The following is a 21,680-nucleotide window of genomic DNA, read 5'->3' on the forward strand; positions in this document are numbered from 1 at the left end:
GGCTGCGCCTCATGCCCCGCCCTCCCAGCCGGGCCGGAAGCGCCGGTCGTAGTCCGCCGCATACAGCCGCGAACGTGCAGCCCCGGCGCCGGCCAACGCCGGGCCGACCAGAATCAGCGCCGTGCGTTCGAGCCGCGCGTCGCGCACCGCCGCGGCGAGACCCGAGAGCGGCGCGCGGATCACCCGCTCGTCCGGCCAGGACGCGCGCCAGACCACTGCCGCGGGGCAGTCCGGCCCGTAGGCGGGGAGGAGGTCGTCGACGACGTCCTCGATGCGGTGGATCGAGAGATGGATGGCGAGCGTGGCGCGCGTCTCCGCGAAGGCCGAGAGCCGCTCCGTCTCGGGCATCCTCGACGCGCGCCCGGGTGTGCGGGTGAGCACCACGGACTGGGCCACTTCCGGAACGGTCAGTTCCCGCCCGAGCGCCGCGGCGGCGGCGGCGAAGGACGGGACGCCGGGCGTCACCGTATAGGGGATGCCGCGCGCCTCGAGACCCGCGATCTGCTCGCCCATGGCGCTCCACACCGAGAGGTCCCCGGAATGCAGCCGCGCGACGTCGTGCCCCGCGCCGTGCGCCGCCTCGATCTCGGCCAGGATGGCGTCGAGGTCGAGGGGCGCCGTATCGACGACACGCGCGCCCGCGGGGCACCAGGCGAGGATCTCGGGGGGCACGATCGAGCCGGCGAACAGGCAGACCGGGCAGCGCTCGACGAGGGCGCGGCCGCGCACGGTGATGAGGTCCGCCGCGCCGGGCCCGGCGCCGATGAAGTGGACGGTCACGACGCCGCCTCCTCGCCCCGCGCGATCGCGCAGGTGACCTTCTCGCCCGTGATGCGGGCCAGAAGCAGCGTCGAGTCCGCGCCCGCGGCGGCGAGCGCGGCCGCCTCCGCGACCGAGCCGACCCCGTGGGCCTCCTGCGCGCGCGGCGACTGCGTCTCGACCCGTTCGGCTGCGGCCGCGAGCGTCTCGGCCGAGACCTTCATCACGGGCAGCTTCAGGGCGCGGGCGGCCTCCTCGAACGCGGGCAGCGTCGCGCGGTCCACCACGCTCGCGAGCAGGGTGGGGCGCACGCCGGCTTGCACCCCGGCCGCGCCCACGAGGGCGATGATATCCTGCGCGCGCGCTGCGCTCGACAATCCGACGCCGGCGACGATCATGGCTTCACTCCGATCCATTGGGTGACGGGCATGGCGGGCCGCCAGCCGTGCATGCCGCCCACCGGCTCGAGCCGGGAGACGGCGATGCGGCGCATGGCTCCGCCGAGCTCCCCGTGCAACGCGGCGAGCCGCGCCTCGGTCTCGATCGTCACCGCATTCGCGACGATCCGTCCCCCCGCAGGCAGCGCCGCCCAGGCCGCCTCGACGACGCCGGGCACGGTCGCGCCGCCGCCGATGAAGACCGCGTCCGGCGCCGGCAGGCCAGCGAGCGCGTCGGGCGCGCGGCCTTCCACGATGCGCAGGTCGGGCGTGCCCAGCCGCGCGGCGTTCGCGGCGATGCGCGCGGCGCGGTCCGCCCGCGCCTCGACGGCGATGGCGCGGTTCGCGGGGTGGGCGAGCATCCATTCGATGCCGATCGAGCCCGATCCCGCGCCGACGTCCCACAGCAGCCCGCCGGCCCTGGGCGCGAGCGCGGCGAGGGTGACGGCGCGGATCTCGGCCTTGGTGAGCTGGCCGTCGGTCTCGTACCAGGCGTCGTCGCGGCCGGGGGCGAGGGGCACCACACGCGCATCGGGACCGGCCGCGATCGCGATCGCGACGGTGTTGAGCGGGTCGACGCCCTCGAGCGCGAACCCCTCGGCGTGGGCCGAGCGCACCCGCTCGCGCGGCCCGCCCATGGCCTCCAGCACGACGATCTCCGAGCCGCCCATGCCGCGCTCCGCGAGCAGCGCCGCGAGCCGGGCGGGGGTGGTCTCGTCCCACGACAGCGCGAGGATGCGCGCGCCCGGCTGGAAATACGGCGCGATCCGCTCGAAGCTCCTCCCGTGCAGGCTCACGCAGGCGACCTCCGGCAGGGACCAGCCGAGCCGCGCCGCCGCGAGGGAGAAGGCCGAGGGCTGCGGATAGGCCGCGATCTCGTCGGCCGGGATGCGGCGCGCCAGCTCCGCGCCGACGCCGTAATGGAACGGGTCGCCGGTGGCGAGCACGCAGGTCGGCCGGCCGCGGCGGGCCTCGATCGCGGCGTAGCCGTCCGCGATCGGGCTCGGCCAGGTCGTGGTCTCGGCGCGGAGCGGCGCCGCGAGCGCGAGATGGCGCGCGCCGCCGACGACCAGCTCCGCCGCATCGAGCGCAGCCGCGGCGGCGGGGGAGAGGCCGTCGCGCCCGTCCTCGCCGATGCCGACGATGGACAGCCAGCGCCGCGCGGGGGATACGTCAGGCATGACGATCCTCCTCCTCGGCGGCACCACGGAAGCGACCGCGCTCGCCCATCGCCTCGCCGCGCGCCCGGACCTGCCCGCGACCCTCTCGCTCGCCGGCCGCACCAGCGCCCCGCGGGCTGCGCCGCTGCCGACGCGCATCGGCGGATTCGGCGGCGTTGAGGGGCTCGTCGCGTTCCTGCGGAGCGAGGGCGTCCGCGCCGTGGTGGACGCGACGCATCCCTTCGCCGCGCGCATGTCCCGCAACGCGGCCGAGGCCTGCCGCAGCGCCGGCGTGCCGCTCCTCGCCCTCGTGCGCCCGGAATGGACGCCCGGCCCCGGCGATCGCTGGACGATCGTGCCGGACATGGCCGGCGCGGTCGCGGCGCTCGGCGTGGCGCCCAAGCGCGTGTTCCTCACCGTGGGGCGGCTCGAGCTCGCCGCCTTCGAGGCCGCCCCGCAGCACGCCTATCTCGTGCGCACCATCGACCCCGTGGGCGAGGTCGCCCTGCCGGACCTGGTCGAGATCCGCCACCGCCCGCCCTTCGACGAGGCGGCCGAGCGCGCGCTGATGGAAGCCGAGCGCATCGACGTGCTCGTCACCAAGAATTCCGGCGCCGCCGCGACCCGCCCGAAGCTCGACGCGGCCCGCGCGCTCTCCCTGCCGGTGATCGTGGTCGCGCGCCCGGCGCGCCCGGAGGGCGTCGAGACGGTCGCCACCCCGCAGGAGGCGCTCGCGTGGCTGGAGCGCGGTCATGCGCCCGCTCCGTAGCTGCGCGGCGTGAGGACCCACGGCCGCGTGTCGCCGGGGCGCGCGATCAGCCGCGTGGTCGAGGCGCCGACGATCACGAGCGTCGCCATGTCGGCCTCCTCCGCCCGCGCGTCGGCGACCGTGCGGATCGTCAGCCGCTCGTCGGGCCGGCCGACGGCGCGGGCCAGGAGGATCAGATGCTCCGGCGCGCGCACCTCCCGCACGATCTCGAAGGCGCGGCCGAGCTGCCAGGGGCGGGCCTTGGAGATCGGGTTGTAGAGGCAGATGGCGAGATCGGCCTCGAGCGCGAGCCGCAGCCGCTTTTCGACGACGTCCCAAGGCTTCAGGTTGTCGGAGAGCGACACCGCGCAGAAATCCCCGCCGAGGGGCGCGCCGAGCCGCGCGGCGGCCGCGAGCATCGCCGAGATCCCGGGCTCGACGCGAATGTTGAGGGCCCGCCAAGCCGGATCGCCCGCCTCCAGCGCCTCGAAGACGGCCGCCGCCATGGCGAAGATTCCGGGATCGCCGCCGGAGACGACCGCCACGCGCCGGCCCTCGGCCGCCAGCGTGAGGGCGTGACGGGAGCGGTCGATCTCGACGCGGTTGTCGGAGGCGTGCTTCGTCCGCCCGGGACGGTCCGGCAGGCGGTCGACGTAGGGGCCGTAGCCGATCACGTCGCTCGCCTCGTCGAGCGCACGCCGGGCGGCGGGCGTGATCCAGTCGGGATCGCCCGGGCCGAGACCGACGACGGTGAGACGCCCGACGAGAGGATCGGTCACGGCCGCCTCCCGTCGCCGGGGACGATCACGAGCGAGAAATACGGCGCGACGTGGTCCTCCGGCACCTCCGTGACGGGGATCGCCCGCTCGCCCGCCATGGTCGCGCGTTCGACGTAGACCGCCCGCGCCGAAAGCCCGGCTTCGGCGAGCGCGTCGCGGACCTTGGGCCAGTTCCGGCCGAGCTTCATGATCACGGCGGCGTCGGTGTCCGCCAGCCGACGCGCGAGCGCGGCCGCGGGGAGCGTGCCGGGCAGGACGGTGAGCACGTCGTCGCCCCAGGTGATCGGCGCCTCGACGGCCGTCCAGGCGCCGGACATGGCGGTGATCGCGGGGATGGTCTCCACCGGGGTGCGGTCCTTCAGCCGCCGCCACAGATGCATCCACGAGCCGTAGAAGAAGGGGTCGCCCTCGCAGAGGACGCCGACGCTGCGCCCTGCGGCGACTTCGTCCAGGAGCCGCGCGACGCACGCCTCGTAGAAGCCGGCCAGAGCCTCCGCATAGGCCGGGTCCTCCACCGGGATCTCGGTCGTGACGGGGTAGACCATGGCGATCTCCCGCGCCGGATCGGCGCCGACCACCGCGTCGGCGATGGTCCGCGCATTGCCGCGCCGGCCCGCCTTGCAGAAATGGGCGAGCCGGTCGGCCCCTTCGAGCGCCGCGCGGGCCCGTACGCTCATCAGGTCCGGGTCGCCCGGCCCGAGGCCGATGCCGACGATGGAGGGATTCGCGCTCATTCGACCGCGCTCGCGAGCGCGTTGATCGCCGCCGCCGTCATCGCCGAGCCGCCGCGGCGACCGTGAACCACGACGAAGGGCACCCGCCCGTCACCAGCGAGCGCCTCCTTCGATTCCGCCGCGCCGACGAAACCGACGGGAATTCCGATCACCGCCGCCGGCTTGGGCCAGCCGGCGTCGAGGAGCTCGAGCAGCCGGAACAGGGCCGTCGGCGCGTTGCCGATGGCGACGAGCGCGCCCTCCATGTGCTCGCGCCACAGCTCCATCGCCCCGGCCGAGCGGGTGTTGCCGATCGCCTTCGCGAGATCGGGGGTGCGCGGGTCGTCGAGGGTGCAGATCACCTCGTTGCCCGCGGGCAGACGCGCGCGGGTGACGCCGTTCGCCACCATCTTGGCGTCGCACAGGATCGGCGCGCCGCGCTGGAGGGCCGCGACGCCGGCCTCGGTGAAATCGGGGGACATCTCCACATCCTTCGGCAGGTCGGTCATGCCGCAGGCGTGGATCATGCGCACGACGACCCGCTCGGCCGCACCCTCGAACCGGGCGAGGTCGGCCTCTTCGCGAATGATGGCGAAGGAGCGCGCGTAGATCGCGCCGCCGTCGCGGATGTAGTCGTAGCCGCTCAACAGGTCTGTCCTTCGAAGGCGGCGGCGAGGCCGCGCGGGTCGTGCGTTCGCCGCAGGATCGCGGCGATGGTGGACGAGGGCAGGGCGGCCACGGGCGCATCCCCCGCCGCGCCGCCGGGGACGACGTCGTAGCGTCCGTCCGGCCGGCCGACCAGGGTGAGATCCGCCGCGCGCGGATGCGCGCAGCCTTTCGGGCAGGCGGAGACGTGGATGCGCGCGCCGGCCGCCGCGAGGGCGCCCACGGCGTCCGCGAGGGCGAGCGCGTCCCGCGGCGCGACAGTGTTCCCCCGTCCGCAGGCGGGAGCGCCCGGGCAGGCGATTAGGGCGAGGCGCGGATCGGCGGGGTCCGTGACGAAGCCGGCGGCCTCGGCCTCGCCGCCGATGGTCTCGGCGGCGGCAGGGGAGAGGTGCGGGATCAGCACGCCGCGGGTAAAGGAGAGGCGGATCTCGCCGCCGCCGTGGGCCTGCGCCCAGTCGGCCGCCGCACGTAGCTGCGCGGCGGTGGCGCGCCCGAAGGGCAGGGCGAGGAGAAGCGCTCCGTCGCAGATGAAGCCCGCGACGCCTCTGTCCTTCCCTGTAGGGGAAGGTGGCGCGCCGCGAAGCGGCGTGACGGATGGGGCGCGGCGCACCGGCGCCGCGTTCCGCGAAGCGGAAACCGCCGTGTCCGGGTTCGCGCTGTCGGTTTCGGCTTCGCCGAACGCGCGTCCCGCGCGCCCCATCCGTCTCGGCTCCGCCGAGCCACCTTCCCCTACAGGGAAGGAGAGAGGTGTCGCGTGTGCCATCGCTGTGGCGAACGTCTCAGCGGCGTCGGGCGAGATGTCGCGCAGCCGGCGGGCGTCGCCGCGCTTGTCGCGGAAGGCGGCGAGGACGGTTGCCACGGTCTCCGCCGCCGTCTCCAACGGAACGGGCCCATACCACACATACCCGTCCCCCGCCGCGAGCCCGATCGCGACCCCGCCCTGCGCCGGCGCGACCCGGACGTCCGCCCCGGGCGGGAGCGGCAGCGTTCCGCCGCCGTCCACGGCAACATGGAACTTCGCCGGCAAATCAGCGGCCGCATCCCCGACCCGCGCCTCGATCTCCGCCGCCAGCGCCGCCGCGTCGAACGCCTCCTCCTCCGGATCGATCCCGGCGAGCGGCGAGACGAGCGTCAGGCGATAAGGCCCGTCCCCGGCCGCCTCCAGCAGGCCGGCTGCGGAAAGGCGTTCGAGAACAGCAGGATGCGTCGCCTCGCTCACGCCGCGTATCTGCAGGTTTCCGCGCGCCGTCACATCGAGCAGACCGTTGCCGCAGGCCTCCGCCGCATCCGCGAGCGCGGAGGCCTGCGTCGCCGAGAGAGCCCCGCGCGGCGGGTGGACGCGCACCAGCAGCCCGTCGCCCGTCTCCATCGGGCGGCGCGCCCCGGGGCACCAGCCGCGTCGCATCGAGGCTGCGCTCATTCCGCGGCCTCCCGGGATTCGCCGGCGAGCGCCGCCGCGACCGAGTTCGAGCGCGTGACCCACAGGCCCCGCCGCAGCGCGTCCGCGAGACGCTCCCGGATCGCGGCTTCCGCCGGCGCGTTCGCCTCGCGCAGCTTCGCGTTCACCCGCTCGTCGGCGATCAGCGCCGCGAACACGGCCTCGAAGGCGTGCGCGGAGACCGCGTCCGTCGTCGCCCCGTAGGCGTAGAGCGCATCGACCCCCTGCGCCAGCTCCGCCGCCCCGCGCCAGCCGTGGCGCAGGCAGCCCTCGATGAAGCGCGCGTTGGTCAGCCGCCCGCGCACGATCCGGTCGACGTCCTCGGCGAGGGTGCGGGCCTTCGGGGCGGCGCGGGTCGTGTCGAGGCTGTAGAGCGCAGGCGCGGCGCCCAGCGCCTCGGCGGCCGCCGCGAAGCCGCCCACCGCGTCGGGAATGGCGTCGCCGTCGAGCAGGTCGCGCTCGGCGACGTCCGTCGTGTGGACGAAGGCGTCGGCGGCCGCGACGCGCGCGTCGAAGGACGCCTCCGCCGTCCCGACGCCGCCGGCGCCGTAGGCGTGGGAGGTGTTGGCGAGATAGGCGCGGCCGAGGTCGGCGCGGGTCTCCCAGGTGCCGTCGAGGGCGAGGCTCGCGACGCCCGCGCCGTTGTCCCCCGGCGCCGGGCCGAAGACGCGCGCGAGCGAGGCGCCTGCGCGGCGGGCGGCGGCGAGGGCGTTCCAGTCGTCCTCCTCCTCCAGCGCCGCGACGGCGCGGGCGGCCTGGTCGAGGAGGGCGAGCTGGTCGGGAAAGGTGTCGCGGAAGGCGCCGGAGACGCGCACCGTCACGTCCGCACGGGGCTGGTCGAGCCTCGCGATGGGCAGGATCTCGAAGCCGGTGACCCGGGTCGTGGCGTGGTCCCAGACCGGCGCGACGCCCATCAGGGCGAGCGCCTGGGCGATGTCCTCGCCCCCCGTCCGCAGCGTCGGCGAGGCCCAGAGGTCCATGACGATCCGGCGCGGATGATCGCCCTCCTCCTGCAGATGCCGGCGGACGATCTCGGCGGCGGCGCGCCCTCCCAGCTCCGCGGCGGCGCGGGTGGGGATGGCGCGCGGGTCGAGGGTCGTGAGGTTGCGGCCGGTCGGCATCACGTCGACGCGCCCCCGCGAGGGCGAGCCGGCGGGACCGGGCGCGACGAAGCGGCCGTCGAGGGCGGCGAGCAGGCCTTCCCGCTCGCCGGCGGCGCTGGCGGGATCGCCGGAGACGCCGAAGACGTGCAGCCCGTCGCGGAAGCCGGTCTCGGCGAGGTCGCACAGATGCGCGTCCAGCCGCGTGAGCGCCTCGTCCATGGGCGTGTCGGCGTCGACGCCGCAGCCCGCCGCGAGGCCGCTCGCCCGGGCGCGCTCGAGGATGTCGGCGGCGACGAGGTCGGCGCGGCGCGGGTCGAGCACCTGGGCGGAGGAGAACTCCTCCACCCGTTCCTTCAGCGCCGCGGTCTCGCCGTCGAGGCCGGCCTCGGCGACCTCCGGCGTGAGGTGCCCGATCGTCACCGCCCCGATCCGGCGCTTGGCGGGCGCCGCCTCGCCGGGATCGTCGACGACGAAGGGATAGATCACCGGCGTCGCGCCGGTGAGGAGCCGCGGCCAGTCGTCGGGGGCGAGCGCGACCGCCTTGCCGGGGAGCCATTCGGTGGTGCCGTGGGTGCCGAGATGGATCAGCGCGTCGATCCGCGCCGGGTCCTGCAGGGCCGCGTAGAAGGCGCAATAGGCGTGGGTCGGGGGCAGGTTCGGGTCGTGGTAGGAGGCCTTGCGGTCGCCGCGACCGCGATCGGGCTGGAGGGCGACGAGCACCTTCCCGGCGCGGATCCCGCGGAAGACGAAGGCGTCGCCCTCGCAGGCCGGATCGTCCGCTGGCGCGCCCCAGGTCTCGGCGAGCTCGGCGCGTCGGGCGGCGGGGAGCCGGGCGAGCCAGGCCTCGTAGGCGTCGAGGGGCACGCGCAGCGTCTCCGGGCCGGAGAGGAGCCGCGGGATCAGGGCCTTGGCGTCGATGCCTCGCGCGGCGTCGTAGCCGGCCTGCGTCAGGAAATCGAGGATCGCCACCGCGCTTTCCGGCGTGTCGAGCCCCACCGCGAAGCCGGTCCGCCCCCCGCGGGCGGGGTAGTCGGACAGGATCAGCGCGAGCCGCCGCTCGGCCCGCGGCGTCGCGGAAAGCCGCGCCCAGGCGGCGGCCTGGTCCGCCACCGAGGCGATGCCCGCCGGATCGGGCGCGCTCTCGCGCCGGGCGAAGGCGAGCGCCGGGTCCGGCGCGGCCTCGGCCTTGAACGAGATCGGCCCGGCGACGATGCGTCCGTCGAACTCGGGCAGGGCGATCTGCATGGCGAGGTCGGCGGCCGAGAGCCCGCGCTCGGAGGCGGCCCAGGCCTCCCGCGTCGTCCCGACCGGGATCGCCTGCAGGACGGGGCAATCGGCGCCGTCGAGGACGAAGCCGGCGCCCTCGCGGGCGGAGAAGGCGGTGGTGGCGAGGATCACGGCCGGCTTTCGGGCGGCCAGCGCCCGGCGGACCACATCGACCGCCTCGGGGTCCTTCAGGCTCGACACCGCGAGCACCAGCGGCGCGAGCCCGCGCGCGGCGAGCGCCTCCGACAGCGCTCTCGCCGGCCCGGTCTCGCCCGCGAGCACGGCCGAGCGGTAGACCAGGATCGGCGCGAGAGGACGATCCGCCGGCAACCGGGCCAGCGCCGCCTCGGGCGCCTCCGGCCCGTGCTCCGGCGACCAGGCGAACCCTCGCGGCGTCGGGATCGGCGGCGCGATCGCCGCGCGCCGGCCGCCGAGCCAGGCGTCGATGCCCGCCAGCAGCCGGCCCATGTTCTCGGCCCCGCCGGCGGTGAAGTAGGCCTCCAGCGCGTCGCAGCAGGCCGCTGGAACCGTGGAGACATCCGCGAGCCGCGGGTCCGGCCGGTCGTCGCCGGGGATCACCGCGAGCGCGATGCCGTTCGCCCGCGCCGTCTCGGCGAGCCGCTCCACGCCGTAGCGCCAATAGTCGAGCCCGCCGAGGCAGCGCACCAGCACGAAGCGCGCCTTCGCCGCGGTGCTCTCGACGTAGAGGTCGACCGAGAGCGGGTGCTTCAGCCGCCTGAGCGAGGCGAGCCGCACCGCGAGCCCGTCCGGCGCCGCGGCCCGCGCGGCGGCGAGCGCGGAGAGGTCCGAATCGGCGAAGGAGAGAACGACGACGTCCCCCGGCGGCTGGGCCAGGTCGACGGCGCTCTCGCCCTCGTCGAGGGAGACCGTGCTCGCGGGCAGGAGGTGCATGGCGGGCGGCCCGCGTCCCTCAGCCTGCGAGCGCGCGCGCGACGGCGTCGCGGTCGAAGTCGTGCAGGCCGATGACGACGAGAGACCCCGCGCGCGGCTCGCCCGGCTTCCAGGGCCGGTCGTAGCTCTGCGAGACGCGGGTGCCGACGCCCTGCACGACGAGGCGCATCGGCTTGCCGGTCACCTCGACGAAGCCCTTGATGCGCAGCACGCCCGCCACCTCGGCGGCCTTCGCGACGCGCCGCAGCAGGACGTCGGGGCTCTCCACCGCGGGGACCGGGATGGCGACGCTCTCGAAGTCGTCGTGATCGTGCTCGCCGGCGTCGTCGTGGTGGGAGGGCCTTGCGGCGAGATCGGCTTCCGCGGCAGCGCCCAGCCCGATCAGGGCCGCCGGCTCCGCCTTGCCGTGGGCGACCTCGAGGATCTCGACCGCGCGCGGCAGGTGCTCGCGGATGTCGGCGGCGACGCGCCGGCGCTCGTCGACCGACATGGCGTCGACCTTGTTGAGGACGACCACGTCGGCACACAGGAGCTGGTCCTCGAACACCTCCTCGAGCGGGCTCTCGTGCTCGACGGAGGCGTCCGCCGCGCGCTGGGCGGCGAGCTTGTCGTGATCGTGCGCGAACAGCCCGGACGCGACGGCCGGCCCGTCCACCACTGCGACGACGCCGTCGACCGTCACGCGCGAGCGGATGGCGGGCCAGTTGAAGGCGTTGACCAGCGGCTTGGGCAGCGCGAGGCCCGAGGTCTCGATGAGGATGTGCTCGGGCGGGTTCTCCCGGTCGAGGAGCTTCGTCAGCGCCGGCACGAAATCGTCGGCCACCGTGCAGCAGATACAGCCGTTGGGCAGCTCCACGATGTCCTCGGCCGTGCAGCCCTCGATGCCACAGCCCTCGAGGAAGGAGCCGTCGAAGCCGAGATCGCCGAACTCGTTGACGAGGACGGCGATGCGGCGCCCCCCCGCGTTCTCGACGAGATGGCGCACGAGGGTGGTCTTGCCCGCGCCGAGGAAGCCGGTGAGGACCGTGCAGGGAATTTTCGACAGGCTCGCCATCATGGGCTCCTGATTGACGGCTCCTACTCGGCGGCGTCGGCCGTCGGGAGCGGGAACGGGGGGATGCGGGCGACGACGCCCTTCTTGAAGATCTGCGGGCGCTCGCGCCAGGGCACGATCCCGTCGGCGCTGGCGGCGTACTTGGCCACGCCCTCGAGGATCTCCTCGACATGAGTCGCCGGGTCGAGGTCGCCCCAGACGTAGGTCCAGCGGTCGGGCGCCGTCGCGGCGACCGTGCAGGGCCGCTTGCAGACGGACAGGCATTCGACCGGCGCGAGGCGCACGGGGAGGGGTGCGCCCGCCGCCGCGCGGGCGGCGAGCGCGTCGTCCAGCGCGCGCAGGAGGATCGAGCCGGGCCGGTCCTCCTTGGCGTCCGGCCCGCCGGCCGGACGACAGGTGGTGCACACGTGCAGCACGATCTCCGCGGGGGAAGCGCTCATGGTCAGATCAGGTCCGGCAGGCCGATGGTGAGGAAGGCGAGGCCGATCGCGGCCACCGCGACGCCGGCGAGCCGCAGCTGCGCGGGGGCGGCGGTCGTCACGCCCGCCCACAGGCGCTGCGCGGCGAGCGCGATGGCGGCCATGATCGCGCCCTGGACCGCCACGAGGCCGGCGAGATAGGCCGCGAGCGGGGTCGTCTCCGCGCCGATGATCATCTCCGCCAGGACGTGGCCGTGGATCAGGCCCGCCACGGCGAACAGCCCGGCGGCGGCGGCGAGCGGCAGGTTCGGGCGGATCGCCGCGACGACGCCCAGCGCGACGACGGAGAGCGCGACGAGGGTCTCGCCGAGCGGCAGGTCGATGGCGGCGAGATGGATCGCGACGCCCGCGACCATGGCGGCGAGCCAGGCGCCCGGCAGGGTGAAGGCGCGCCCGAAGCGCGCCGCGATCAGCCCGACCGCGACGAGCGCGGCGAGATGGTCGACGCCGACGATCGGATGTCCGAGGCCCGACAGCAGGCCCTCGACGAGGGTGCCGGGCGTCGCGCCGCCCAGGGGATGGTGGGCGAGCGCGGGCGTCGCGGCCAGGAGGCCGCCCGCGGCGAGGAGGAAACGGGTCTTCAGGGTGTTCGATCCGGTCATGTCGCTCTCCGTCGGGCGCCCTCGGCGCTCCAGTTCTCGAGCTTTCACGGAGAGGGACGACCGACGGCGAAAGCCGATCGGCCGGCAAACCTCCCGGCGCACCCCGGCCGGAAAGCCCATGAAAGCGGTCGACGGCAGGTCTCCTGGCTCGCGGGTCCACGCCCCTCTTGTCGCTCAGCCTTCCCGGGACGCGCCCAGTGGACTATGAGAGCGACGGGCTCTCCGCTCACAGTTGCGGGGGCAGCTGCGGTATCGCACCGCATTCCCTTTTCACCCCGTCTCCGGGGCACCGTCGCGACCATGATTAGCCGCCGCGTGCCCGAACTTCAACGACCTTCCTCATGCCCTCGGTGAAACCCCTACCTCGCCTCACCTTCGTCCTCGGCGGCGCACGCTCCGGCAAGAGCCGGCACGCGGAGGCGCTCGTCGAGGCGCAGGCCTCGCCGTGGATCTACGTGGCGACGGCGCAGGCGTTCGATGCGGAGATGGAGGCGCGAATCGCCGAGCATCGCGCGCGGCGTCCCGAGGGCTGGATCACCCGCGACGCGCCCCTGGACCTGCCGGAGGCGATTCGCGAGGGACCGGCCGGGGCGCCGATCCTGGTCGATTGCCTCACCCTATGGGTGACGAACCTGATCCTGGCCGAGCGCGACGTCGCCGAGGCCGGCGCGGCGCTGGAAGCCGCATGCCTGGACGCGCCGGGGCCGGTCGTGCTCGTGTCGAACGAGGTCGGGCTCGGCATCGTGCCCGACAACGCCCTCGCCCGCCGCTTCCGCGACGAGGCCGGGCGGCTGCATCAGCGGCTCGCGGCGCGGGCGGACGCGGTGATTTTCATGGTGGCCGGGCTGCCGATGAGCGTGAAGTGAGGACGACATGACGACCGACGACGACGCCGAGGCCCGCCGCCATCGCGAGAAGATGGCCAAGCGCAAGGCTGTGCAGGACGCGGAAGTGGCGGGCAAGACGCTCGAGAAGGGGCTTCTCATCGTCAACACGGGCCCCGGCAAGGGCAAGTCGACGGCGGCCTTCGGGCTGATGCTGCGCGCGCTCGGCCGCGGCTTCCGGGTCGGCGTGGTGCAGTTCGTCAAGGGCGCCTGGGAGACCGGCGAGAAGCTCGCGCTCGCGCGCTTCGACGACCAGATCTCCTGGCACACGATGGGCGAGGGCTTCACCTGGGAGACGCAGGACAAGGCGCGCGACATCGCCGCCGCCGAGCGCGCCTGGGCCAAGGCGAAGGAGCTGATGGACGACCCCGCGATCCGCCTCGTGATCCTCGACGAGCTCAATATCGCGCTGCGCTACGCCTACCTGCCGCTCGACGAGGTGGTCGCCACGCTCGCCGCCCGCCGGCCCGACCTCCACGTCGTCGTCACCGGCCGCAACGCCAAGCCGGAGCTGATCGAGGCCGCCGACCTCGTCACCGAGATGACGCTGGTCAAGCACCATTTCGCGGCCGGCGTGAAGGCGCAGGAAGGGATCGAGTTCTGATGGCGCGCGCGCTGATGGTGCAGGGGACGGGCTCCAACGTCGGCAAGTCGCTGCTCGTCGCCGGCCTGTGCCGTCGTTTCGCGCGCCGTGGGCTCGTCGTGCGGCCGTTCAAGCCGCAGAACATGTCGAACAACGCCGCCGTCACCGTCGACGGCGGGGAGATCGGGCGCGCCCAGGCGCTCCAGGCCCGCGCCGCCGGGGTCGCGCCGTCGGTGCACATGAACCCGGTGCTGCTGAAGCCCCAGAGCGAGATCGGCTCGCAGATCGTGGTGCAGGGGCGCATGGTGGGCACGGCCAAGGCGCGGGAATACCAGGCCTGGAAGCCCCGCCTGATGGAGGCCGTGCTCGACTCGTTCGGGCGCCTGCGGGACGAGGCCGATCTCGTCGTCGTCGAGGGCGCGGGATCGGCGTCCGAGGTCAACCTGCGCGCCGGCGATATCGCCAACATGGGCTTCGCTCGCGCCACCGGCACGCCCGTGATCCTCGTCGGCGACATCGACCGCGGCGGGGTGATCGCGAGCCTGGTGGGCACCAGGGCGGTGATCGATCCGGACGATGCGGCGATGGTCGCCGGCTTCGTCGTCAACCGCTTCCGGGGCGACCCCTCGCTGTTCGACGAGGGCATGCGGATCGTCGCCGCGCATACCGGCTGGGAGGCGCTCGGCCTCGTGCCGCATTTCGCCGACGCCGCGCGCCTGCCGGCGGAGGATCGGCTGGGGCTCGAGCGCGAGCCCCGCGCTTCGGAGGGGCAGGGCGTGACCATCGCCGTCCCCGTGATGCCGCGCATCTCGAACTTCGACGATCTCGACCCCCTGCGCGAGGAGCCCGGCGTGCGGCTCGTCCTGGTCGAGCCGGGAACGCCGATCCCGGCGGAGACGGCGCTCGTGCTCTTGCCGGGCTCGAAGACCACGATCGACGACCTCGCCTTCCTGCGCGCCCAGGGCTGGGACGTCGACATCGCCGCTCACGTGCGCCGCGGCGGGCGGGTGCTCGGCCTGTGCGGCGGCTTCCAGATGTTGGGGCGCACCATCGCCGATCCCGACGGGATCGAGGGTCCGGCGGGGCGGGTGGTGCCGGGGCTCGGCCTCCTCGACCTCGAGACCCGGCTCACCGGCGTGAAAAAGCTGGAGGCGGTCTCGGGGACCGCCCTCGCCGACGACGCACCGTTCTCCGGCTACGAGATGCATGTCGGCGAGACCGCGGGCCCCGACGCCGAGCGCCCGTTCGCCCGCCTCGCCGACGGACGTCCCGACGGCGCCGTCTCGCGGGACGGTCTCGTCGTCGGCACCTACGTCCACGGCCTCTTCGCCGACGATTCGCAGCGCGCCGCCTGGCTCGCGAGGCTCGGCGCGCGTACGAGCGCTCTCGCCTACGAGGCGCTGGTGGAGGACGTTCTCGACCGCTTCGCCGACCACCTCGCGGCGCATGTCGATTGCGACCGGCTCCTCGCCATCAGCGAGACAGCGCGAGCGCCGTGACGGCGAGGAGCGCCGCGAGGCCGATCAGAAGCGCGCAGGCGGTGCGGTAGAGGGCGAGCGCCCGGTCGACGTCCTCGGCATCAGCCTCTGCGCGGCCGTCCCCCATCCAGGCGTCGGCGACGACCGCATCGCCGTAGGTCCGCGGTCCCGCGAGCCGCAGCCCGAGCGCGCCCGCCATCGCGGCTTCCGGCCAGCCGGCGTTGGGCGAGCGGTGCTTGCCGGCGTCCCGCCGCACGGCGGCCCACGCCTTGCGCGCCGAGGCCTGCGGGTGGAGCGCCGCCGCGATGATCAGGAGCACCGCGGTCAGCCGCGAGGCGGGGAGGTTGATCACGTCGTCGAACCGCGCCGCCGCCCAGCCGAAGGCGCCGTGGCGCGCCGTGCGGTGGCCGATCATGCTGTCGGCCGTGTTCGCCGCCTTGTAGAGCACGCCGCCCGGCAGCCCGCCGAGCCCGATCCAGAAGGCCGGCGCGACGATCCCGTCGGAGAAGTTCTCGGCGAGGCTCTCGATCGCGGCGCGGCTCACCCCCGCCTCGTCGAGGCTCTCGGGGTTGCGCCCGACGATCATCGAGACCGCCTTTCGCCCCCCGGCGAGGCCGCCCTCCCGCAGCCCGTCGCGCACGGCGGCGACATGCTCGAACAGCGAGCGCTGCGCCAGCAGGCTCGAGGCGAGCACGGCGGCGATCAGAAGGCCGAAGAGCCCGAGCCCGGAGAGCACGACCTGGACCGCCAGCGCGAGCGCGCCGGGAACGGCGAGGATCGCGACGAGCGCGAGCAGTCCCGCCATGCGCCGGGCGGCGGGGGAGGCGTCCTCGCGGTTCAGGTCGCGATCGAGGGCGGCGATCAGCGCGCCGATCCAGGTGACGGGATGGCCGATGGCCGTGTACACACGCCCCGGATAGCCGATCGCCGCCTCGACGACGAGGGCGAGCGTGACGAGGGCGAGCGATTCGACGAGCATCGGAGACCGGGATGGCGGACGAGCGGATCTGGCACGGAGGCGATCTCGGCGAGGCGCGCCGGCTGTTCCCGGGCGCGCCCGAGCCGTGGATCGACCTCTCGACGGGCATCAATCCCATAGCCTATCCGCCGCCCGCCCTGCCAGCCTCCGCCTTCACGCGCCTGCCCGAACCCGCCGACCACGCCGCGCTGGAGGCGGCCGCGGCGCGGGCCTACGGCGTCGCCGACCCGGCCTGCGTGATCGCCGCGCCGGGGACGCAGGTCCTGATCAGCCTCCTGCCGTTCCTCGTCGACGCGCGCGAGGTCGCCGTCGTCACGCCGACCTACGGCGAGCACGCCCGGTCCTGGCGCGCGGCGGGGGCGCGGGTCCGGGAGGTCTGCGGGCCGGAGGCGGCGGGCGACGCCGACGCGCTCGTCCTCGTCTCGCCGAACAATCCCGACGGCCGCCTCTGGCCCCGCGCGACCCTGCGCGACCTCGCGGGAGGGCTCGCCGCGCGCGGCGGGCTCCTCGTCGTCGACGAGGCCTTCGCGGACTTCGACGCCGCCCAGAGCCTCGCCGCGGACCTGCCGGAGGGCGCGCTCGTGCTGCGCTCCTTCGGCAAGACCTACGGGCTCGCGGGGGTGCGCCTCGGCTTCGCCCTCGTGCGTGGCGATCTCGGAACGCGGCTGCGCGCGGCGCTCGGGCCGTGGGCGGTCTCCGGCCCCGCGCTCGCCATCGGCCGCGCCGCGCTCGACGACGCGGCCTGGCTGGATAAGGCGGCGCCGGCGCGACGCGCCGACGCCGCGCGGCTCGACGCGCTGCTCGCCCCGCTCGCCGGGGAGGCGGTCGGCACGACGCTGTTCCGCACGATCGAGACCGACCGCGCGCCGGAGATCTTCGCCGCGCTCGGGCGCGCGGGAATCTGGGTGAGGCGCTTCCAGGACGACCCCCGCCGCCTCCGCTTCGGCCTCCCGTGCGACGCGGAGGCGTGGGGGCGGGTGGAGCAGGTGCTGGCGGCGCTCGGTCGTTGAGTTCCCCTCTCCCTCGTGGCTAGCTGATGCACACATCTCGCTCGGCGAAGGCGTTCCGCCAGGCAGTCGCGACCTGAAGCGTAGAGCGCCGCCGGACTCCCCTCGCCCTTGTGGCGAGGGGCCGGGGGTGTGGGTCGTGCAGAACTGTCGCGACCTCGATGCCGCTCGAACCGGGAACGTCGATCTCGTCCCGAGACGTCTCGGGCTGCACCGCGACCCACATCCGCCCCCTTCGGGGGCACCTTCTCCACAAGGGAGAAGGACGAGCGGCTGGCGCCGCTCGCAGATCGCGACCAACGGCGCGGGACGATGTGTGTATCGAGTAGCCCTCGTGGAGAGGGGAGGTCGTCGGCGGCGACCTCCCGCTAGACTGTTGCCGCCGCCGCCCGCCCCGCGGCGTAGCCGTAGCCGATCGCCGAGAGCAGGCCGTTGCCGGAGAGGTAGCCCGAGGCCTTCGATCCGGAGACGCCGCAGGCGGCGCCGCCGGCGGCGGTGAGGTTCGGCAGCGGCGCGCCGGTCGTATCGAGCACGCGCGCGGTCCCGTCGACCAGGAGGCCGCCCTGGGTGTGGAACAGCGCGCCCGTCACCTTCACCGCGTGGAAGGGCGGCGCGAGGGGCGCGACGCCGGCGAAGGCGCGGCCGAAGCCGTCCGTCGCGCCCTCGGCCTTCAGCCGGTCGATTTCGGCGAAGGTCTGCGCCAGGGCGCCCGTCGGCAGGCCGAGGCGGGCGGCCAGATCCTCGGGCGAATCACCGGTGATCACCGCGCCTTGCGCTTCGGCGTTGCGAAAGTCCTCGAACTGGCGGGCGATTCCCGCGATGCGGGCGTCGAACATCGTCCAGGCGATCCCGCCCGGCTGGGCGATGACGCCCGCCGCCGCTTCCGAATAGCCGTGCGATTCGTCCGCGAAGCGCCGGCCCTCGGCGTTCACCTGGAAGCCGCCCTCCATGACGCAGGCCCAGGTGATCAGGATGCCGTGCGGATGCGCCACCGAGCCGTGGCCCTGGTGGCCGGACAGGTGGCGTGTCGCGGCGCCGAGCGCCTCGCCCCAGAGCACCGCCTCGCCCTGGTTGCCGGGATGGCCGAAATAGAGGGCGTCCGCGAGCTCCGGGATGTGCTTGCCGACCAGCTCCTTGTTGCCGCCGTAGCCGTTGCAGGCCAGCACCAGCGCGCCGCAGCCGATCCGTTCGCGCGCCCCGTCCGGACGGGCGATCTCGACGCCGGTGACGCGCCGCTCCGCGTCGGCGAAGAGCGTCGTGACATGCGCCCCGCAGACGAGCGCCACCCCCGCCGCCTCCGCCGCCTCGCGCAGCCGGTCGACCAGCTCCTCCCCGGAGCGGCTGGGCAGCCCGTGCATGCGATAGGCGGAATGGCCGGGATAGCGGAAGTTCTCGACGAGCGAGACGGCGAGCCCGTGCCGGTCGGCGAGCCATTCGAGCACCGGCGCCGACAGGCCCGCGAGGGTGGCGACGGCGCCCGGGTCGGGCTCGTTCTCGGCCTTGGCCAGGATGTCGCGGGCGAAGAGGTCCGGATCGTCGACGACGCCTGCGGCCGTCTGCCAGCGCGTTCCGGCGGCCGGGATCAGGCCGGCGGACAGCGCGGTCGAGCCGCGGGGCAGGAGGTCGCGCTCCAGCACGACCACCTCCGCGCCGGTGTCCCGCGCCGCCAGCGCCGCGACGAGCCCCGCCGCGCCGGCGCCGATCACCAGGACCGGGGTCTCGACGTCGTAGGCCGGCGTCTCGAACGCGACCGGGCTCATGCGCCCTCCACGGCGGCGATCGCCTCGGCGATGGTGGCGAGCCGCGCCACGGGGGCGAGGGCGGCGAGCGCCGTCTCGTGCACCTCCGCCGAGAAGGCGGCGCAGCCGTCGGTCAGCACGATCGGCTCGATGTCGCGCACATGGGCGTCGCGCACGGTGGAGGCGACGCCGCCATTGGTGACGATGCCGCAGACGAGCAGCCGGTCGATGCCGAGCTTGCGCAGCACCCATTCGAGCCGGGTCATGTAGAAGGCGGAATAGGCCACCTTCTCGATGACGACGTCCGCCGGCTGCAGCTCCTCGACGAGGGCGTGGCCCCAGGAGCCCGGGGCGAAGTCGCCGCGACCCAGGAAGGGGCGGAGCTGGCGCAGATGCGGCGAGACGATCGGCTCGCCGCCCCGTCCCGGCTGCAGCGTGAATTGCGTCGAGACCACGAGCCCGCCCGCTTCCCGCATCGCGTTCGCGAGCGGCGCCACCTTTGCGGGAAGGGCGGCGATCGCCTCCGACGTCTGCCCGCCGCGGGCGTACGCGCCCTTCGGATGGAGGAAGTCGTTCTGGAGGTCGACGACGAGAAGGGCGGTGCGCAGGGGGTCGATCATCGGGATTGCTCGGGCTCCACGATCAAATTGCCGAAATCGTCCACCCGGGCGACGAGGCCGGGGTCGACGACGGTGGTGGCGTCGGGCTGCTCGAGGATGGCGGGGCCGGGGATGGCGGCGCCGACGGGCAGCGCCAGGCGGTCGTAGATCGCCGCCTCCCGCCAGGCGCCCTCGAACCAGACGGGACGCGTGCCCCGCGCGGCGGCCTCGACCGTGGCGTCCGACGCGGGCGCGAGCGCCTTCAGGTCGAAGGTCGGGCGCCGGCCGATCGCGGCGGTTCGCAGCGAGACGATCTTGACGGGGATGCCCGGCAGGAGCCGGCTGAAGGCGGCGCCGTAGGCGGCCTCGAAGGCCGCGCGCACGATCTCGGCCGTCACCGGCCGCGCCTCGCCGACGCCCGCCGGCAGGCGCGCCGTCACCGTGTGCGTCTGCCCGAGATAGTGCATGTCGAGCTCGGTCACGGTCTCGATCGCCTCCGTCGCGAGCCCCGCCTTCTCGACGACGGCCCGCGCTTCCCGCCCGGCGGCGGCGACCCGCTCCTGCAGCGCGGCGGCGTCGAGCCCGTCGAGCATCAGGTTGAGGGTCTGCACCTGGTCGTGGCGGATGTCCGCGATGATGCAGCCGAGGGCCGAGGTCACGCCCGGATAGCGGGGCACGAGCGCGGACTTGAGCCCGACGTCCGTCAGGAGCGCGCCGACGTGCAGCGCCCCGCCGCCGCCGAACGGCACCGCGGCGAACTTCGCCGGATCGTGCCCGCGCTCGATCGAGACGAGGCGGATCGCGCCCGCCATCTTGGCGTTGGCGACCTTCACGATCGCCTCCGCCGCCTCCATGGCCGAGAGCCCGAGCGGCGCGCCGACGGTGCGCGCGATCGCCGCCTTCGCCGCCTCGACGTCGAGCCGGGCGAGCTTGCCGCCGATCGGGCGCTCGGCGTTGATCCGGCCGAGAACGACGTTGGCGTCGGTGAGGGTGGGGCGCTCGTTGCCCTGGCCGTAGGCGACGGGGCCCGGGCGCGAGCCGGCGCTCTCCGGCCCCACTGCGATCAGCCCCCCTGCGTCGACCGAGGCGATCGAGCCGCCGCCGGCGCCGATCGTCGCGATTTCGATCATCGGCGTGCGGACGACGAGGCCGAAATCGATCGTCGTCTGCGCCGCCAGCGCCGCCTCGCCGCCGGCGACCAGCGACACGTCGAAGGAGGTGCCTCCGAGATCCGCCGTGATGACGTTCTCGAATCCCGCCGCCCGCGCGATCGCCGCGGCCGCGATGACCCCGGCCGCCGGGCCGGAGAGCGCCGTGCGCACCGGCAGGCGCCGCGCGGTCCCCGTCGACATCACGCCGCCGTTCGACTGGACGATGTGGAACGAGCCGGGGAAGGCGGCGGAGGCGAGCGCCTCCTCGAGCTTCGCGAGGTAGGTGGCGACGACCGGCATCAGGTAGGCGTTGAGCGCCGTGGTCGAGGCGCGCTCGAACTCGCGGATCTCCGGCAGGATCTCGGAGGACGCGCAGACATGAGGGTTCGGCCACACGGCGCGCGCCGCCTCCATCGCCGCGCGCTCGTTTTCCGGGTTGGCGTAGGAATTGACGAAGACGATGGCGAGCGCCTCCGCGCCCTCCGCCAGCAGCGCGCGCGCGGCGCGGGCGACCTCCGCGGGGTCCACCGCCTGCCGGATCGTCCCGTCCGACAGCGTGCGCTCGGCGACCTCGAGCCGGAAGCGGCGCTCGGCCACCGGGGTGAAGTCGCCCCACAGGCCCCAGGTGTGCAGCCGGTCGCGCCGGCGCATCTCCAGCACGTCGCGAAAGCCCGCCGTGGTGATCACGCCGATCCGCGCGCCCTTGCGCTCGAGCAGCGCGTTGGTGCCCACCGTCGTGCCGTGCACGATGGCGCCGAGATCGGCGACGTCTCCGAAGACGGACAGCCCGTCGAGGAAGCCCGAGGCCTCGTCGCCGCGGTTGGACGGCACCTTGGCGGTGCGGAAGGTCCGCGTCGCCTCGTCGAAGCAGGCGAGATCGGTGAAGGTCCCGCCGACATCGACGCCGACCAGGGTGCGGGAGGGGGTCATGGACGGGGGCCCTGCGCGGGAGCGTCAGACGTGCGAGGTGATGTCATCCCGGGCCGCGAAGCGGACCCGGGACCCAGAACCGCCGACGCGCGTCTTGCGGCGTATACGCCGCATCGCGACCCACCGCGGTGTTCGGGGCGGAGCAGCGAGCGCGGCATGCGCGCTCGACCGGAGGGCGGAGGTTCTGGGTCCCGGACTTGCTTCGCAATCCGGG

The 21,680-nt window shown here is 74.7% G+C and carries 20 protein-coding genes and 1 riboswitch; of the genes, 5 read left to right on the top strand and 15 right to left on the bottom strand.

Annotated elements, in window-relative coordinates:
• Nucleotides 1-9 precede the first annotated feature (9 nt).
• From cobM to cbiE, 3 genes are read right to left on the bottom strand one after another with little or no spacing between them, the layout of a single operon-like run.
• Nucleotides 10-780, bottom strand: coding sequence for a precorrin-4 C(11)-methyltransferase (cobM, locus tag ABL310_RS10550; RefSeq protein WP_349371633.1), 771 nt, complete (start codon nt 778-780; stop codon nt 10-12).
• On the bottom strand, nt 777-1,157 hold the full coding sequence (locus tag ABL310_RS10555) for a cobalamin biosynthesis protein (protein ID WP_349371634.1): 381 nt from the start codon (nt 1,155-1,157) through the stop codon (nt 777-779). Before ABL310_RS10555 ends, cobM begins: the two co-directional genes overlap by 4 nt.
• The gene (gene cbiE, locus ABL310_RS10560; protein WP_349371635.1) at nt 1,154-2,377 is read right to left on the bottom strand and encodes a precorrin-6y C5,15-methyltransferase (decarboxylating) subunit CbiE; all 1,224 of its coding nucleotides are present in this window, start codon (nt 2,375-2,377) and stop codon (nt 1,154-1,156) included. Before cbiE ends, ABL310_RS10555 begins: the two co-directional genes overlap by 4 nt.
• Between cbiE and ABL310_RS10565 the strand changes: the two genes are divergently transcribed.
• On the top strand, nt 2,376-3,125 hold the full coding sequence (locus tag ABL310_RS10565; protein ID WP_349371636.1) for a cobalt-precorrin-6A reductase: 750 nt from the start codon (nt 2,376-2,378) through the stop codon (nt 3,123-3,125). The genes cbiE and ABL310_RS10565 overlap by 2 nt on opposite strands.
• Here the strand turns inward: ABL310_RS10565 and cobJ are convergent.
• The 8 genes from cobJ to ABL310_RS10605 are packed head-to-tail and all read right to left on the bottom strand — an operon-like array spanning nt 3,107 to nt 12,116.
• The gene (cobJ, locus tag ABL310_RS10570; RefSeq protein ID WP_349371637.1) at nt 3,107-3,883 is read right to left on the bottom strand and encodes a precorrin-3B C(17)-methyltransferase; all 777 of its coding nucleotides are present in this window, start codon (nt 3,881-3,883) and stop codon (nt 3,107-3,109) included. The genes ABL310_RS10565 and cobJ overlap by 19 nt on opposite strands.
• A complete protein-coding gene (locus tag ABL310_RS10575; protein WP_349371638.1) occupies nt 3,880-4,617 on the bottom strand; it encodes a precorrin-2 C(20)-methyltransferase in 738 nt (245 codons plus the stop codon). The genes cobJ and ABL310_RS10575 overlap by 4 nt, the downstream gene beginning before the upstream one ends.
• A complete protein-coding gene (locus ABL310_RS10580) occupies nt 4,614-5,246 on the bottom strand; it encodes a precorrin-8X methylmutase (protein ID WP_349372039.1) in 633 nt (210 codons plus the stop codon). Before ABL310_RS10580 ends, ABL310_RS10575 begins: the two co-directional genes overlap by 4 nt.
• Entirely contained in the window at nt 5,240-6,682 is a 1,443-nt protein-coding gene (gene cobG / locus ABL310_RS10585; protein ID WP_349371639.1) for a precorrin-3B synthase, read from the bottom strand. Before cobG ends, ABL310_RS10580 begins: the two co-directional genes overlap by 7 nt.
• On the bottom strand, nt 6,679-9,981 hold the full coding sequence (gene cobN, locus ABL310_RS10590) for a cobaltochelatase subunit CobN (protein WP_349371640.1): 3,303 nt from the start codon (nt 9,979-9,981) through the stop codon (nt 6,679-6,681). The genes cobG and cobN overlap by 4 nt, the downstream gene beginning before the upstream one ends.
• Nucleotides 9,982-10,000: 19 nt before the next feature.
• The gene (gene cobW, locus ABL310_RS10595; protein WP_349371641.1) at nt 10,001-11,035 is read right to left on the bottom strand and encodes a cobalamin biosynthesis protein CobW; all 1,035 of its coding nucleotides are present in this window, start codon (nt 11,033-11,035) and stop codon (nt 10,001-10,003) included.
• A gap of 23 nt (nt 11,036-11,058) precedes the next feature.
• Nucleotides 11,059-11,475 carry a DUF1636 domain-containing protein gene (locus ABL310_RS10600; protein WP_349371642.1) on the bottom strand — a complete coding sequence of 139 codons (417 nt, stop codon included), beginning with the start codon at nt 11,473-11,475 and terminating at the stop codon, nt 11,059-11,061.
• A 2-nt stretch (nt 11,476-11,477) separates the two neighbouring features.
• Entirely contained in the window at nt 11,478-12,116 is a 639-nt protein-coding gene (locus ABL310_RS10605) for a HupE/UreJ family protein (RefSeq protein WP_349371643.1), read from the bottom strand.
• Between the two features lie 115 nt (nt 12,117-12,231).
• Nucleotides 12,232-12,425, bottom strand: a riboswitch (cobalamin riboswitch).
• A 32-nt stretch (nt 12,426-12,457) separates the two neighbouring features.
• Between ABL310_RS10605 and cobU the strand changes: the two genes are divergently transcribed.
• The 3 genes from cobU to ABL310_RS10620 are packed head-to-tail and all read left to right on the top strand — an operon-like array spanning nt 12,458 to nt 15,082.
• Nucleotides 12,458-12,982, top strand: a complete 525-nt coding sequence (gene cobU, locus ABL310_RS10610; protein ID WP_349371644.1) for a bifunctional adenosylcobinamide kinase/adenosylcobinamide-phosphate guanylyltransferase — start codon at nt 12,458-12,460, stop codon at nt 12,980-12,982.
• Nucleotides 12,983-12,989: 7 nt separating this feature from the next.
• On the top strand, nt 12,990-13,604 hold the full coding sequence (gene cobO / locus ABL310_RS10615) for a cob(I)yrinic acid a,c-diamide adenosyltransferase (RefSeq protein ID WP_349371645.1): 615 nt from the start codon (nt 12,990-12,992) through the stop codon (nt 13,602-13,604).
• A complete protein-coding gene (locus ABL310_RS10620) occupies nt 13,604-15,082 on the top strand; it encodes a cobyric acid synthase (RefSeq protein WP_349371646.1) in 1,479 nt (492 codons plus the stop codon). The genes cobO and ABL310_RS10620 overlap by 1 nt, the downstream gene beginning before the upstream one ends.
• Here ABL310_RS10620 and cbiB read toward each other — a convergent pair.
• Nucleotides 15,057-16,040 carry an adenosylcobinamide-phosphate synthase CbiB gene (gene cbiB / locus ABL310_RS10625; protein ID WP_349371647.1) on the bottom strand — a complete coding sequence of 328 codons (984 nt, stop codon included), beginning with the start codon at nt 16,038-16,040 and terminating at the stop codon, nt 15,057-15,059. The two genes, ABL310_RS10620 and cbiB, sit on opposite strands and share 26 nt — an antisense overlap.
• An 11-nt stretch (nt 16,041-16,051) precedes the next feature.
• Between cbiB and cobD the strand changes: the two genes are divergently transcribed.
• Entirely contained in the window at nt 16,052-17,050 is a 999-nt protein-coding gene (gene cobD, locus ABL310_RS10630) for a threonine-phosphate decarboxylase CobD (protein ID WP_349371648.1), read from the top strand.
• A gap of 365 nt (nt 17,051-17,415) precedes the next feature.
• Here cobD and ABL310_RS10635 read toward each other — a convergent pair whose 3' ends face one another.
• The 3 genes from ABL310_RS10635 to ABL310_RS10645 are packed head-to-tail and all read right to left on the bottom strand — an operon-like array spanning nt 17,416 to nt 21,466.
• Nucleotides 17,416-18,807 carry an FAD-dependent oxidoreductase gene (locus tag ABL310_RS10635; RefSeq protein ID WP_349371649.1) on the bottom strand — a complete coding sequence of 464 codons (1,392 nt, stop codon included), beginning with the start codon at nt 18,805-18,807 and terminating at the stop codon, nt 17,416-17,418.
• Nucleotides 18,804-19,406, bottom strand: coding sequence for a cysteine hydrolase (locus ABL310_RS10640; RefSeq protein ID WP_349371650.1), 603 nt, complete (start codon nt 19,404-19,406; stop codon nt 18,804-18,806). The genes ABL310_RS10635 and ABL310_RS10640 overlap by 4 nt, the downstream gene beginning before the upstream one ends.
• The gene (locus ABL310_RS10645) at nt 19,403-21,466 is read right to left on the bottom strand and encodes a hydantoinase/oxoprolinase family protein (RefSeq protein WP_349371651.1); all 2,064 of its coding nucleotides are present in this window, start codon (nt 21,464-21,466) and stop codon (nt 19,403-19,405) included. The genes ABL310_RS10640 and ABL310_RS10645 overlap by 4 nt, the downstream gene beginning before the upstream one ends.
• Between the last annotated feature and the right edge of the window lie 214 nt (nt 21,467-21,680).

This window comes from Salinarimonas sp., from assembly GCF_040111675.1.
Taxonomy (GTDB): domain Bacteria; phylum Pseudomonadota; class Alphaproteobacteria; order Rhizobiales; family Beijerinckiaceae; genus Salinarimonas.

Coding starts and splice junctions, on each gene's coding strand:
- ABL310_RS10555 (WP_349371634.1), bottom strand. CDS start 1,157: ATGATCGTCGCCGGCGTCGGATTGTCGAGCGCAGCGCGCGCGCAGGAT.
- ABL310_RS10565 (WP_349371636.1), top strand. CDS start 2,376: ATGACGATCCTCCTCCTCGGCGGCACCACGGAAGCGACCGCGCTCGCC.
- cbiE (WP_349371635.1), bottom strand. CDS start 2,377: ATGCCTGACGTATCCCCCGCGCGGCGCTGGCTGTCCATCGTCGGCATC.
- ABL310_RS10575 (WP_349371638.1), bottom strand. CDS start 4,617: ATGAGCGCGAATCCCTCCATCGTCGGCATCGGCCTCGGGCCGGGCGAC.
- cobG (WP_349371639.1), bottom strand. CDS start 6,682: ATGAGCGCAGCCTCGATGCGACGCGGCTGGTGCCCCGGGGCGCGCCGC.
- cobN (WP_349371640.1), bottom strand. CDS start 9,981: ATGCACCTCCTGCCCGCGAGCACGGTCTCCCTCGACGAGGGCGAGAGC.
- cobW (WP_349371641.1), bottom strand. CDS start 11,035: ATGGCGAGCCTGTCGAAAATTCCCTGCACGGTCCTCACCGGCTTCCTC.
- ABL310_RS10600 (WP_349371642.1), bottom strand. CDS start 11,475: ATGAGCGCTTCCCCCGCGGAGATCGTGCTGCACGTGTGCACCACCTGT.
- ABL310_RS10605 (WP_349371643.1), bottom strand. CDS start 12,116: ATGACCGGATCGAACACCCTGAAGACCCGTTTCCTCCTCGCCGCGGGC.
- cobU (WP_349371644.1), top strand. CDS start 12,458: ATGCCCTCGGTGAAACCCCTACCTCGCCTCACCTTCGTCCTCGGCGGC.
- cobO (WP_349371645.1), top strand. CDS start 12,990: ATGACGACCGACGACGACGCCGAGGCCCGCCGCCATCGCGAGAAGATG.
- ABL310_RS10620 (WP_349371646.1), top strand. CDS start 13,604: ATGGCGCGCGCGCTGATGGTGCAGGGGACGGGCTCCAACGTCGGCAAG.
- cbiB (WP_349371647.1), bottom strand. CDS start 16,040: ATGCTCGTCGAATCGCTCGCCCTCGTCACGCTCGCCCTCGTCGTCGAG.
- cobD (WP_349371648.1), top strand. CDS start 16,052: ATGGCGGACGAGCGGATCTGGCACGGAGGCGATCTCGGCGAGGCGCGC.
- ABL310_RS10635 (WP_349371649.1), bottom strand. CDS start 18,807: ATGAGCCCGGTCGCGTTCGAGACGCCGGCCTACGACGTCGAGACCCCG.
- ABL310_RS10640 (WP_349371650.1), bottom strand. CDS start 19,406: ATGATCGACCCCCTGCGCACCGCCCTTCTCGTCGTCGACCTCCAGAAC.
- ABL310_RS10645 (WP_349371651.1), bottom strand. CDS start 21,466: ATGACCCCCTCCCGCACCCTGGTCGGCGTCGATGTCGGCGGGACCTTC.